General features: G+C 34.4%; 12 protein-coding genes. 11 read left to right on the top strand and 1 reads right to left on the bottom strand.

Features of this window, described 5'->3' with window-relative positions:
• Position 1 precedes the first annotated feature (1 nt).
• Positions 2-1,618: a hypothetical protein gene (locus FHS59_RS16975; protein ID WP_184496566.1), complete on the bottom strand. Its 1,617-nt coding sequence runs from the start codon at positions 1,616-1,618 to the stop codon at positions 2-4.
• Between the two features lie 1,114 nt (positions 1,619-2,732).
• Between FHS59_RS16975 and rffA the strand changes: the two genes are divergently transcribed.
• From rffA to FHS59_RS17035, 11 genes are all read left to right on the top strand, one after another.
• Positions 2,733-3,983 (top strand): dTDP-4-amino-4,6-dideoxygalactose transaminase, encoded by a 1,251-nt coding sequence (rffA, locus tag FHS59_RS23175; protein ID WP_246388538.1) that lies wholly within the window; start codon positions 2,733-2,735, stop codon positions 3,981-3,983.
• Between the two features lie 203 nt (positions 3,984-4,186).
• On the top strand, positions 4,187-5,779 hold the full coding sequence (locus FHS59_RS16990) for an MBOAT family O-acyltransferase (protein ID WP_246388499.1): 1,593 nt from the start codon (positions 4,187-4,189) through the stop codon (positions 5,777-5,779).
• Positions 5,779-6,711 (top strand): hypothetical protein, encoded by a 933-nt coding sequence (locus tag FHS59_RS16995; protein WP_184496567.1) that lies wholly within the window; start codon positions 5,779-5,781, stop codon positions 6,709-6,711. Before FHS59_RS16990 ends, FHS59_RS16995 begins: the two co-directional genes overlap by 1 nt.
• Before the next feature lie 95 nt (positions 6,712-6,806).
• Positions 6,807-7,421, top strand: a complete 615-nt coding sequence (locus FHS59_RS17000) for a class I SAM-dependent methyltransferase (protein ID WP_184496568.1) — start codon at positions 6,807-6,809, stop codon at positions 7,419-7,421.
• A complete protein-coding gene (locus tag FHS59_RS17005; RefSeq protein WP_184496569.1) occupies positions 7,418-8,152 on the top strand; it encodes an FkbM family methyltransferase in 735 nt (244 codons plus the stop codon). The genes FHS59_RS17000 and FHS59_RS17005 overlap by 4 nt, the downstream gene beginning before the upstream one ends.
• Positions 8,145-8,891: a glycosyltransferase gene (locus FHS59_RS17010; RefSeq protein ID WP_184496570.1), complete on the top strand. Its 747-nt coding sequence runs from the start codon at positions 8,145-8,147 to the stop codon at positions 8,889-8,891. The genes FHS59_RS17005 and FHS59_RS17010 overlap by 8 nt, the downstream gene beginning before the upstream one ends.
• On the top strand, positions 8,881-9,603 hold the full coding sequence (locus FHS59_RS17015) for a hypothetical protein (RefSeq protein WP_184496571.1): 723 nt from the start codon (positions 8,881-8,883) through the stop codon (positions 9,601-9,603). Before FHS59_RS17010 ends, FHS59_RS17015 begins: the two co-directional genes overlap by 11 nt.
• The gene (locus FHS59_RS17020; RefSeq protein ID WP_184496572.1) at positions 9,603-10,874 is read left to right on the top strand and encodes an ABC transporter ATP-binding protein; all 1,272 of its coding nucleotides are present in this window, start codon (positions 9,603-9,605) and stop codon (positions 10,872-10,874) included. Before FHS59_RS17015 ends, FHS59_RS17020 begins: the two co-directional genes overlap by 1 nt.
• On the top strand, positions 10,871-11,614 hold the full coding sequence (locus FHS59_RS17025; RefSeq protein ID WP_184496573.1) for an FkbM family methyltransferase: 744 nt from the start codon (positions 10,871-10,873) through the stop codon (positions 11,612-11,614). Before FHS59_RS17020 ends, FHS59_RS17025 begins: the two co-directional genes overlap by 4 nt.
• A complete protein-coding gene (locus FHS59_RS17030; RefSeq protein WP_184496574.1) occupies positions 11,611-12,387 on the top strand; it encodes a glycosyltransferase in 777 nt (258 codons plus the stop codon). The genes FHS59_RS17025 and FHS59_RS17030 overlap by 4 nt, the downstream gene beginning before the upstream one ends.
• A gap of 70 nt (positions 12,388-12,457) precedes the next feature.
• Positions 12,458-13,195 (top strand): FkbM family methyltransferase, encoded by a 738-nt coding sequence (locus tag FHS59_RS17035; RefSeq protein WP_184496575.1) that lies wholly within the window; start codon positions 12,458-12,460, stop codon positions 13,193-13,195.
• The last annotated feature ends 5 nt before the right edge of the window (positions 13,196-13,200 follow it).

Here is a 13,200-nt window from a genome sequence, read left to right on the forward strand (position 1 = left end):
ATCAGTAGATCAGTTGATTATGTCTTTCTAAGGATAACCTACTGGATTCCATGATTTTCTCAGTAATCACCCTATTGATTACAACCTTCCTTCTTGCCCAAATAATGAGCTTGTTAGTAGAGTCAAACTCAAAAAAACTATCCTTCAAATTGGCAACACTTAAATGGATCTTGTTTCTATAACTCTCCAATTCTCGGATGTTGATTTTTGGCCAATACAAACCTTCATTGAATTCAGGCATGTAGGGTGCTTTTTTAGGATTGGAAAAAATAGGGATCACCTGCAGTCTTCCACTGATTTTTGATCTGAATTCTTTTCTTTTCTGATCAGTCAAATACTCATAGCCTGAAAGACTAGAGGAGTTCCTTCCTTCTGGAGAAAAAGTAAAATGGTCTCTTAAAAACTTCTCACAATTTGCCCTGCCTAAAAAGAAATCATGAACACGAAATTGTTTACATACAAAGGCACCCAAACCATCTAATGATCCACATGCAATGGCTTGATTTCCTTCTACTTTTCTTTCCCCTTGGGAATTATAAGTATAGCGAATCGGGGAAATAATAAAATTGCCATTTTCAGAATTCCCCATTTCACTACTATTACTAGTATTAAAAGGACCAGAGTCGCCGAAATAAGGGTTTATCATTATAACTTTTGTCCTTTGGTTAAGCTCATTTTCATGGGACTGATTTTTGGCCATACCAATTTTATTGGTTAGCTCTTTACGGACTTTTTCAAAAACTTTTGAGTGGAGCTTGTCCACATTTCCATTTGCATTTTGTTCAAATTCTGATTTTGCGATACTTCTTCCGGAAATATGAATTAACCAAAGCAAATCCATCAAATGTCTAGTTGAGGAATTGATGTCTTTCATTCGTTCGGGATTTCTTATCTCTTGGCTTACCCTAAAAGCCAACTTGTACCGAAGAATGGTTTCTAAAAAAAGAGGAGCAATTTGATTCCATCCTCTGTTTCTAATTTCTGCTTTTGAATAAGTGAAATTAGTATTGTCTATTTGGTCCAGAATAGGAGTCTTTCCAGAAAAGTCTTCCTGTAATAGATTGGTGGAGATTATTTTATTGAAATAACTGGGATAGGTAAATTGAGAATAATTGGATAAGGCTAAATAGGCTTTGCTTGATGTAGTAGTTAAAACTTTTTCTACTTTTTTATGAACCTCAGTTTCTAAGAAATCAGAACCAAAATCTTTCTTAAAGTTGATACCAGGAAGATTTTTTGCTTTTAATATTTCTTGTAAGATCGAAAAAGATGGATATGCTTTTATGTCCTCCATAAAATCCACCCAGGTATGATAAAATGGATTAGAGGGAATACAGTCCAATAAACTGGCATGATTAGGAATTTCATTTACTGCATTAAACTCCCTTTGAATTGCCAGACTATCTATCAATGCTGTCAATCCTATCTCGGAACTGCCACCTATAAGCGAGATCCTTACATTGTGTTGAGGAACTTCGGAGGAATAGCCCGATAATTTTCGTTTTTCCCACTCGTCCATTGCATCAATTAAGTAATCCATGACTCCAGCTGTATAGGCTCCTCCTGATAATGCTGCTGGAAGACAGATCCCTAAATGGAAATCTTTGTCATTTTCCATATTTAAAAATTAAGTTTAAAAATTTAGTAGAATAAAAATGTATCTCATTTAAAATGAGCTATTTATAAAGTTATAAAAAAAAATGAAATGATAATAAATATAGATGGAATTGATAAATAGGAAGATGGACTAAGTCTCAAAGCTTGCATCCCGAAATAACTTTTGAAATAAAATTTGCACTTTACATCCAACCGAGTAAATTTATTACTCAGTCTTTACCGTGATTGCGCCTACCCCCCGAGGCAATCTCGTTAAAATACCAACAGAAATCCTAAAACTCCATCTTTGGGCCTGGGACTGAAAGGGCGAATTCAACTACCGAAGGTAGTCTTACCTGCCGAAGGCAGGCTTGTCTCCCGAAGGTAGATTTACCTCCCGAAGGGAGGGCTGTGTTAAATTAAGTCAAATGTGACTGAAAGGGCGAAGCTGTGATTAGTAAGCAGTCGCAGTAGGCAGTCACAGTAGACAGTCTTAGTTGGCAGCCTGCCTGCCGAAGGTAGGTCTCAGTAAGCAGTCTCAGTAAGCAGTTCGGTTCCCGTACAAAATACCAAATACTACATACTAATTACTTGGTACTTTGTACATCTCATAGTGATCAGTTTCTCTAAATACTACATACCAAATACTAGATACTTGATACTTTGTACACCTCATAGTGACCAGTTGGCAGTCTCAGTAGGCAGTGATCAGTTTCTCTAAATTCTACATACCAAATACTAGATACTTGATACTAGGTACACCTCATAGTGACCAGTTGGCAGTCTCAGTAGGCAGTGATCAGTAAACAGTAGGCAGTGATCAGTACACAGTCTCAGTAAGCAGTGATCAGTAAACAGCATCCAGCCTGCCTGCCGAAGGTAGGTCTCAGTAAGCAGTGATCAGTAAACAGTAAGCAGTACTCCATCTTTCCTATTTCAGACTTTGTACTTCGTACTTGGTACTTTGTACCCAAAAGTTCAACCTTATTTGGGATAGTCAATCTTACAGTTTCAGCTTTCATAATCTAGACTTCTGAATTAATACAGTACTTCGTACATCATAAATCATACATCATAAATCTTACATCATAACCCTCCCAACTCCCTTCAACAAACCCTACCAAACCGGTAAGGAACTGACATACATCCAAGATGCGATCAATAGGGGTAAACTCTCTGGAAATGGTCATTATACCCATCTTTGTCAGCAATTCTTTGAGGAGCGTTATGGATTTCAAAAATGCCTGCTCACCACTTCCTGCACTGATGCACTGGAGATGGCGGCAATACTCTTGGATATCCAACCCGGGGATGAAGTGATTATGCCCGCATTCACTTTTGTCTCTACCGCCAATGCCTTTGTGCTCCGTGGAGCAAAAATCATCTTTGTGGATAGTAAGGCGGATCATCCGAATATGGATGAGAGTAAAATCGAGGAACTGATAAACCCAAAAACCAAAGCTATTGTAGTCGTTCATTATGCCGGAAAAGCCTGTGAAATGGATGTCATAATGGAGATAGCAGACAAGCATGGACTATTTGTGGTAGAGGATGCAGCCCAAGCCATAGATAGCTTTTATGAAGATAAGCCTCTGGGAGGAATAGGACATCTGGGATGCTTTAGCTTCCATGAGACCAAGAATATCCAAAGCGGAGAAGGAGGGATGCTAACAATCAATGATCCCCAATTCATTAAAAGAGCAGAGATTATCTGGGAAAAAGGAACGGATAGAGCTGCCTTCTTCCGTGGGGAAGTCGATAAATACGGATGGGTGGATATAGGGAGCTCTTTCTTGCCATCCGAACTCAATGCCGCCTACCTATGGGCACAGTTAGAGAATATAGATGCAATTCAAAGAAGAAGAAAAGCCATTTGGGAGGACTATGCTAGTCTATTCAACGGCGATATTGCTAAGCCTAATGTTTTGTGTGCTGATTATCTGAAAGTATTTGAGAATTTAAAATTTAAAATTGAAAATGGCTTGTCAATCCGAGCGGAGTCGAGGACAGACGGTTTCGAACCTCTAAAATCTCCTCTCTCAGGTGCTCAGCCTGACAATAAAGCTAGTTTAACTCCACAAAGCATCGAGGGTCAACTAATTTTAAATTCAAAAATTTCACATTCTAAATTCATTGCAAACGCCCACCTCTTTTACCTACTGTTTCCATCACTTGCTGCCCGGACGGCTTATTCGGAGGAATTAAAAAAACAAGGGATTCTGGCCATATTCCATTACCAAAGTTTACACAAATCAGAATATGCCAAAAAGCATTTCCCAGATCAATACGAGCGAGATCTTCCCAATTCTGATCGCTTTTCTAATTGCTTATTGAGACTGCCTTTGTTTTATGAGCTTCACGAATTTTCAAGTCATCTCGACGACTGAAAGGAGGAGAGATCTGATCTTCGGCCATATACTTTGTACTTCGTACCTTAATTACTTCTTACCAAATACTTTGTACTTGGTACTTTGTACTTGGTACCACAATTACAACATACCAAATACCATATACCTTGTACTTAGAACCAAAACAGTAAACTTTCCCACCTGCCTCCGGTAGGCAAGCTTTAGCCCTCTGACTTTCCATTTTGCTGTTCAACTCCTTCACCTTCCTCATCTTCCTACCTATAGTATTTCTACTATACTGGTTTGTATTTCAGAAGAATTTGAAGCTTCAGAATGCATTCCTATTACTCGCTAGTTACGTGTTCTACGGCTGGTGGGACTGGAGATTTCTTGGGTTGATTATTGCGAGTTCTGCGGTGGATTATTATTGTGGCCTTAAGTTAGGACCCGTCATATCGACCAAAAACCGAGTCATCTCGACCGAAGGGAGAGATCTCAATGATGGTAGTAAAGAAGAAAAAGAGATTTCTCCTTCCGCAAGCTCCAGTCGAAATGACCAACGTACCAGGTCATTTCGACAGGAGGGAGAAATCCCTAATTCTAATGCCATCTTAAGTCTATTTCAAGGTCGCAAACTCTACTTAACAATAAGCCTCACCTTCAACCTAGGCCTTCTTGCCTTCTTCAAATACTTCAACTTCTTCATTGAATCAGCAGCGGATTTTATCAGCCTCTTTGGCTTCCAGCCACACATCAGTACCCTTAATCTAATCCTTCCTGTTGGCATATCATTCTATACCTTTCAAACACTGAGCTATTCCATAGACGTCTATAGAGGCAATCTCAAACCCACTAAAGACCTAATCGCCTTCTTTACCTTTGTGGCGTTCTTCCCTCAACTAGTTGCTGGTCCTATAGAAAGAGCATCCAACCTGCTTCCTCAGTTCTTTAAAAAGCGGGAATTCGAATATCAGCAAGGATCCGATGGGATGAAACTTATTCTCTGGGGCTTTTTCAAAAAGATGGTGATCGCAGATAATTGTGCACTCGTAGTCAACCCCATCTTCGAGAACTATCAAACAGCTTCAGGCCTAGAGCTTATCATGGGAGCGATTCTCTTTGCATTCCAAATCTACGGTGACTTCTCAGGATATTCTGATATCGCAATAGGAGTGGCCAAACTCTTTGGGTTTGATTTAATGACCAACTTCCGAACTCCATATTTCTCGCGTGATATTGCCGAGTTCTGGCGCAGGTGGCATATTTCTCTTTCTACTTGGTTTCGGGATTATGTCTATATCCCGCTAGGCGGTAGTCGTGTTCCCAAAGCAAAAGCCATTCGGAATATCTTTATCGTATTCCTAGTCTCTGGATTCTGGCATGGAGCCAACTGGACTTTTATCGCCTGGGGAGGAATCCATGCGGCAATGTTTATACCTATATTCTTGATAGGGAAGAATAGAGCACACTTACATGATGGCGAACATCTAATACCTTCATTCAGAGAGGTAATTCAAATAGCATCAACCTTCTTGTTGGTTTCTGTAGCTTGGGTGTTTTTTAGGGCTGAAACGGTAGGGGATGCCGTGGATTATTTTACTCATATTTTTAGAAATTCATTATTTCCTACCAGTTATGGTTGGTTTGGCTATAACATCCGGCTTGCGCTTATCTTATTTATTCTTCTAGAATGGGTGGGAAGATTCCAGTTTAATTGGCTAGAACGAATTCAAGGGAAATGGTATAGATATCCAGCTTATATTAGTACAATCTATTCAATATTGTTTTTCGGTGTTTTTGGGGAACCTATTGAATTCATATACTTTCAGTTTTAATGAAGAGATTTTTTAATAAGTTTATTTTCTTATTTTTTGTTGTAGTTCTTTTTTATCCAATGTTAATATTTATTTCAAGAGTTCCGTTTGTAGATCAATTCAGTATTAATTTCAATAAATTAAGTATTAGAAAAGGAGGTAATACCTTTTTAAGGTTTCAAGATGCTGATACCACCCAAAATATAGATCTATTAATTTTGGGTTCTTCGATGGCCTACAGAGGCGTTGATCCCAGAGCATTTGATAGTTTGGGATTAGCGGTATTTAACTTAGGTACTAGCGGCCAAACACCGATGCAGACGCGATTTTTGATTGACAAGTATCTTTATAAGTTAAATCCAAAAAGTGTACTTTGGGAAATAAGCCCATTTACGTTTACTCAAGCAGGATCTGAATCTTTTTTAGATTTAATTTCAGTTCGAAAAGATTATCAAGAAATGGCTTATATGCTTCCTTATTTTAAGGATATCTTACCTATAAATGCTTTTCTTGACAGATTATTATTTAATGAATTGGAATCCACCGATGGGGAGATAATGTTAGATAAGGAAGATGTATACATCAAGGGAGGATTTGTTGAGACTAGAAGAAAAGCTGAAAAAATTCCAAAATTAGAAGAGATTTCACTTGAAATGCTAGATTTCCAAAAAGAAATTTTTGAAAGTGTTCTTGATTCATTAGTGAAAAGAAATATTAAAGTTTATTTATTTCAATCTCCGGTGTCCGAAGTGTATTTTTCCTCTATTCAAAATAAGGAGACAAATTATAATTATATTTTAGAAATCGCGAATAAATATGATGTAGAGTTTTTTGATTTTAACTCAATTGAACTTTGTGATTGTTTTTATGATGAAATTCATCTTACTAAGGATGGGGTAGAAGATTTTAATAAAGAACTAATAAGGGTTTTTTTTAAAAATAATGATATGTGATTTATTGCTGTTAATCAAATTTAAATTTTTATCATTAAATATTATTTATATATAAAGTGGGTATAGTTAATTTTTCGATTCCAAAGGAGTTGGTTGTGAAATTAATTGATTTTAAAGAAATCGATAATTTTATTGAAACAGGTACATATAAAGGAGTAACATCTTTTTGGGCTGCAAAATACTTTAAGAAAGTTTATACAATTGAAATTGACGAAAGAATATCCAATGAAACTTCTTCTATACCAGGTTGTCCTAATAATATTGAATTTTTAATTGGTAATAGTAAAAATATATTGCCAGAATTAGTTCAAAGTAAATTATCAGGATCTTGCTTTTTTTGGTTGGATGGACATTGGTGTATGGGTGCTGGAGGGAAAGATGAAGAATGTCCTTTACTAGATGAATTAGAAGCTATAAAATCAATTCAAAACCCGATCATTTTTATCGATGATGCGAGATGTTTTTTAGGCCCTCTTCCTCCTCCTCATGATTCTAGTCATTGGCCTCGAATTGACCAGATATTTAATAAAATTTCTCAATTGTTTCCAAATCATCGATTCACAATTCAGGATGATGTGATTATGGTCATTCCAGTCGAATATATGCCAGTCTTGGATGATGACTGGAAGAATTCATTTCATGTAAGATTCTCTTCAAAGAAAAAGTCAAGCTTCCTTGGAAAGATTAAGAAAAAGCTAAAATCCTTATGAAGGAAATTTTGATTAGGCTGCTAAAGAAATTTGGATATCGATTAACTAAAGCGCCGATTACTCTAAATGGATTGAAAGTTGAACATGACTTTTTATCTAGGCATAATTGGATTCTAAAATATGGTATAGAAACCATAATTGATATTGGTGCTAATAAAGGGCAGTTTGCAGCAAGATTTAGAGTGTTATTCCCAGATGCTTGGATTTACTCATTTGAACCTATACCTGAAGTTTATGATCAATTATGTAAAAGGTTTGAATTAGACACTAAATTCCAAGCCTTCAACTTAGGATTAGGCAAGCATTCTGGTGAAATAGATTTTTTTCAAAATGAATTTACAGACTCATCAAGTGCATTGCCTATGAAAAAGTTGCATAAAGAGAATTTTCCAAGGACCTCCAATGAAAAAAAAATTCAAATAAAGATTGAAAGGCTTGATGAAATTATGAAGTCCATAGTTTCTTCAAGTCCAATGTTGATTAAAATTGACGTACAGGGATTTGAAGAGATGGTGATTTTAGGTGGAAAAGATACTCTAATCAAAGCCTCAGTTGTAATTGTTGAAGTTTCGTTTTACGAGTTATACGAAAATCAAGTATTTTTCAAAACCATATATGAACACATGCTAAGTTTAGCATTTTCATATCATGGGAACTATGAGCAATTAGTATCACCTGTTGATGGATGTGTTCTCCAAGCAGATGCAATCTTCATAAAGGAAAATGTCTGAAGGAATAGAACTTTCTATTATTATTCCAAATTTTAATTCTGGTATTCAACTGGATGATACTCTTGCTAGTATTTTTTCAAAGGGGAGTACTGTCTCTTTTGAAGTCATAATTATTGATAATTTGTCTATTGACAAGCCTAGACAATATGTTGATAAATATCCACAAAACTTAATTGTATTTCAATCTGAATCCGATAGCGGAATTTATGATGCCATGAATAAGGGAATCAAGCTTGCTAGAGGTAATTGGATTATTTTTATTGGAGCTGGTGATAGAATAAAGATTGATCAAATAATTTTAGTTTTCGAAGGTGAGATTGAACAGTTTGACTTCGTTTACGGCAATGTAATTCTAACTAAAAGTGATCAATTGTATGATGGAGAATTCGATTTAAAAAAAATGTTATATAAAAACATTTGTCACCAAGCAATAATTTATAAAGCTACTCTTTTTAAAAGTATTGGTTTTTATAATGTAGATTACAAGATTTGGGCAGATTATTTATTTAATCTTGAGGTATTTTTTAATAAAGATTTAAATGTAAAATACTTTGAATTGGTTTTTTGTGAATTTATTGGAGGAGGTATTTCAAATTCACAAAAAGATTTGTTGTTTTCGAGAAGAAAAAAAAAGTTGTTTTTATCACTTTTGATGAAATATTGGACTATGCCAAATATTTTTATTGTTTTCAGATACTTTTTAGGAATAATTCGAGCTAGATTTCTAAATGGGAAATAGTACTGTTTTACTTTTAACTTCTACAATTTCCCCACAAGATTTTAATTTTGTGGGGAGAAAAGGAGTTCATAATAGAGAAGATGACTATTTCTCAGCGGTTTCTTTTTATTGTAAATTTAATTTGCCAATTGTATTTATCGACAATTCAAATTATCGAAGTGATCGAATAGAGAAAATTATTTTTAATAATTCTGAATCGGAGTATTTGCTTTTTGAAAGTAAACAAAGTTTTAAGGGGAAAGGCCATGGTGAACTGGAAATCTTAAAGTATGGCTTAGAAAATTCTAATATTCTAAATAAATATCAAAATATCATTAAAATTTCAGGGAGACTTACTATATCTAATTTTTTTGAATTTTATTCTAAACTAGATTTGAACCTTTCAATTCACTATTGTAACTATTCTAGAGAATTTTCTTGGGTTGATACAAGAATAATGATTTTAAATAAATCATTTATTAAAAATTATCTCTTTCCTACCATGGATAAGTTCTTAAATGAATCTGAGAATGTTTTTTTTGAAAAAGCTTATGCTAGATCTATTCATCTATATCAGTATGATGGAGGCAGAATTTCACTTTGGCCAGCTTATCCTCTCTATAATGGATTTAATGGTGAAAGTGGTAAGAAGATAAAGTTTTCATTAATAAAGAAATTTAAATATTATCTTTTTAACAAAATCAAAATTTTTGTGTTTAGTCAAACAATTTAATGAGTATAATTAAAGTACATAATCTTTCCAAACGTTACCGATTAGGCCTAAAGGAAAAACAGTCAGAAACTCTAGCAGGTCAAATTGGACATCTGATTAGATCTCCTTGGGAAAATTTGAAGCGCCTTAGAGACATGAGCCGTTTTGGGACCGAGGATGAATCTGTTTTTTGGGCGCTTAAGGATATAAATTTTGAGGTCAAGGAGGGTGAAGTATTAGGGATTATTGGAAAAAACGGAGCTGGAAAATCTACTTTACTTAAAATTCTTTCTCAAATTACAGATCCTAGTTCTGGTAAAATAGAAATTCGTGGTAGAATAGCCTCACTTTTGGAAGTAGGGACTGGGTTTCATCCAGAACTATCAGGGAGAGAAAACATTTATATGAATGGGACTATCCTTGGAATGACCCGCATGGAAATTGATTCCAAACTGGATGAAATAATAGATTTCTCTGGAATAGAAAAGTTTATAGATACTCCTGTTAAATTTTATTCATCAGGAATGAAAGTTCGTTTGGGGTTTTCTGTGGCTGCCCACTTGGAACCTGAGATTTTGATAATTGATGAAGTACTTGCCGTAGGAGATTTTGAGTTCCAAGCCAAATGTTTGGGGAAAATGGAAAGTGTCTCCCAGCAGGGAAGAACAGTATTGTTTGTCAGCCATAATTTGGAAGCAGTGAAGTCCCTATGCAGTCGATGTATAGTGTTGAACCAAGGTGAAATCCTTTTTAATGGGGCTGTAAAATTAGCTATTCAAAATTATTTTGGACTTACTAAGACGGTTGGAGGGAGTTTTACAGATTTAAGAACTCATCCAGAAAAGAGAGATCGGGATTTGGGGTTAATTGAGGCAATTATTTATGTAGACGGACATCAAAGTATTGAAATTTGTGCTGGACAAGAACTTAAGGTTTCATTGAGCTACAATGTATTAGACGAACATTTGGGAACTTCAATTGATGTGGGCTTTGGGTTATTCGATGATGAAGGGAAGGGGTTGTTAGCATTTAATAATTCAAATTTTAAGCAAAAATTAGTTTTAAATAAAAAAACTGGAAATATTCAAATAACTATACCTCAGTTTCCATTTTACAGATCAGATCAGGTTTATTTTCATTTTTACTTTGGGTATTTAGGAAATTATTATGAGGTTTTAACTCAAGCAACTAAATTAAATTGTAATCAGAATGACTTTTTGGGATCTGGTAAGCCTTTAAAAGAAAGCTTGAACTCTGTTTTTGTGCCTCAGATAAATTTCCAGTTAAATTGAAACTTGTAAGAAGAGTTGGAATTGGGTTTATCAACAAACTTCCATCATCTTTAAAATGGAGTCTTTATTATTTATCTTTTTTTAAAAAAAGACTAAGAATAGATTTTACTAAAACAAGAAACTCTCTTTTGTCTAAGAAGTCGGCAATATTAGTTATTGGAGCTAATGATGGTTTAAGTTTTGACGATTTATTTGGATCTCTTAATTCTTCTTTAACAACCGGCTTGCTTTTAGAGCCTTCATCGAAATATTTTTCTCAGTTGGTCAAAAATGCCGCTCATTTACTAAATCTTATACCATTAAAGATTGCATTAAGTAGTTCAAATTCCTCATTGAACCTTTATCAATTGAATGAAAAGGGATTGAAAAAAATGCCTGAATGGGGAAGAGGTTTAGGCTCCTTTTCGAAAGAACATTTATTGAAATACGATGGTGTGTCTGAAGAAGATATTGAATCCGAACTTGTAGAAGGAAGGAGCTTTAATTCTTTAATTGAGGAGTATAATTTTTTCGCAATTGAATACCTACAAATTGATACTGAAGGATTTGATGCTGAAATTATTAAAATGATAGATTTTAAATCATTTTCCTCAAAGTTAATTAAGTTTGAAGTTTCAAATATTAATTATCAGGAAATACTTGAAACTAAAGAGATTTTAAAAAATCAAAATTATTATTTAATCCGACAAGGGGGAGATATGATTGCCTATTCCAAAAATATAAATCCAATTTTTTATTGATACCTAAAATCATACATTATTGCTGGTTTGGAGGAAAAGAACTAGGTGAATTAGAGTCACGTTGCCTGAGGAGTTGGAAAGAAAAAATGCCTGATTTTTCAATAAAGCAATGGGATGAATCCTCAATTGATCTAGATAAATTCCCTTTCGCAAAAGAAGCCCTTAAATTACGAAAATACGCATTTGCTTCAGATGTAGTAAGATTAATGGCACTCTATGTGGAAGGTGGGATATATTTGGACACAGATGTATTGGTATTAAAATCTTTTGAAAATCTTTTAAACAATTCATTTTTCACAGGTGAGTATAAACCAGGAGCTTTAAATGCGGCCATAATTGGTTCAGTGCCTAACCATTTGGTTTTGCAACAACTTTTAGACTACTATCAAAATCTAGAGTTTAGTCAAGTAAATCCAAAAACTATTCCTGAAGTATTTGATGAGATTCTTCTGAATACAAAGATTGATAACATAAAAATATATCCGCAAGATTTTTTTTATCCTTTACCTCTGGATCAAAAAGAAAAGGAATATTCTAAATTTTTGACGCGAAATAGCTATTGTGTTCACCTTTGGAACCATAGCTGGATAGATGAATTTATGCTATTAAAACAATTTAGATTTGGTAAAAGTGTGATTTTAAATTTTAGACATATTTCTTTAGCTCCTTCTATTTATTTAACATTTTCTCACCAAACTCGATATTTTAAAGAATTCTATATCAGACTAAAATCATTTTTGTATATAAAAATATATGGGTATAAAAAGAATTAGAGAAATTTATTCACTCATTGGAGTTAGTGGGTTAGCAAGATATTTTCTTTATAAATTTTTTAGTAATAATATGCAAAGTTTTAAATCAACCCTTCAATTAATTGAATGGAGTAGAAAAGGAGAATCTGACATACAGAGAAAAGGAGAATATTTACTTCTAAAAAGCTTTCCTTATTTTCGGGAGGTTAATTTTTATTTTAGACCTGTTAGTTCAGATTCCTCGGTTGTAAAACAACATTTCCTTTCCAGGGAATTACAACCTGTCATAGAGTATTTCCAATCTATTTCTCAATTTCCTAAGGTCATGGTAGATGCAGGAGGCAATATTGGTGCTGCTTCGCGTTTTTTGCAGTTAAATTTTCCAGAAATAAAAATAATTGTAATAGAACCTTCTAAGGAGAATTGTAAGGTAATTAAGCAGAATTTGAATGGAGTTGAGTACCAATTATACCCAAATGCGCTTTGGTTTCAATCTGAAAAATTATCTCTCGATGAAACAAAAGGAGCTTGGGGAATTCGTGTTTCATCTTTCTCTGGAACAGGGGATTCAGTCGAGGGATTGAGCCTACAAATGATCTTGAACCTATCTGAATGGGGAATTCCTGATTTTCTAAAAATTGACATTGAAGGTGCTGAGGAGGAAATTTTTCAAAATGACACCAATTTCAAAGAAATCTTAAAAAAAGTACGATGTATTTCAATTGAGCCTCATTCAAGGCATGGTGAAAGATTGATAAGAAATGTGTTGTCAGAATCAGGATTTAATATTGAGAATCATGGTGAGTTGATATATGGTTTTAGATTATAGGCTGA

This window comes from Algoriphagus iocasae, from assembly GCF_014206875.1.
In the GTDB taxonomy this organism is placed as follows: Bacteria; Bacteroidota; Bacteroidia; order Cytophagales; family Cyclobacteriaceae; genus Algoriphagus; species Algoriphagus iocasae.

Excerpts from the sequence above, each read along its gene's own strand:
- FHS59_RS17015 (WP_184496571.1), top strand. The coding sequence starts at position 8,881 with ATGGGAAATAGTACTGTTTTACTTTTAACTTCTACAATTTCCCCACAA.
- FHS59_RS16995 (WP_184496567.1), top strand. The coding sequence starts at position 5,779 with ATGAAGAGATTTTTTAATAAGTTTATTTTCTTATTTTTTGTTGTAGTT.
- FHS59_RS17005 (WP_184496569.1), top strand. The coding sequence starts at position 7,418 with ATGAAGGAAATTTTGATTAGGCTGCTAAAGAAATTTGGATATCGATTA.
- FHS59_RS16975 (WP_184496566.1), bottom strand. The coding sequence starts at position 1,618 with ATGGAAAATGACAAAGATTTCCATTTAGGGATCTGTCTTCCAGCAGCA.
- FHS59_RS17020 (WP_184496572.1), top strand. The coding sequence starts at position 9,603 with ATGAGTATAATTAAAGTACATAATCTTTCCAAACGTTACCGATTAGGC.
- FHS59_RS17035 (WP_184496575.1), top strand. The coding sequence starts at position 12,458 with ATGCAAAGTTTTAAATCAACCCTTCAATTAATTGAATGGAGTAGAAAA.
- FHS59_RS17010 (WP_184496570.1), top strand. The coding sequence starts at position 8,145 with ATGTCTGAAGGAATAGAACTTTCTATTATTATTCCAAATTTTAATTCT.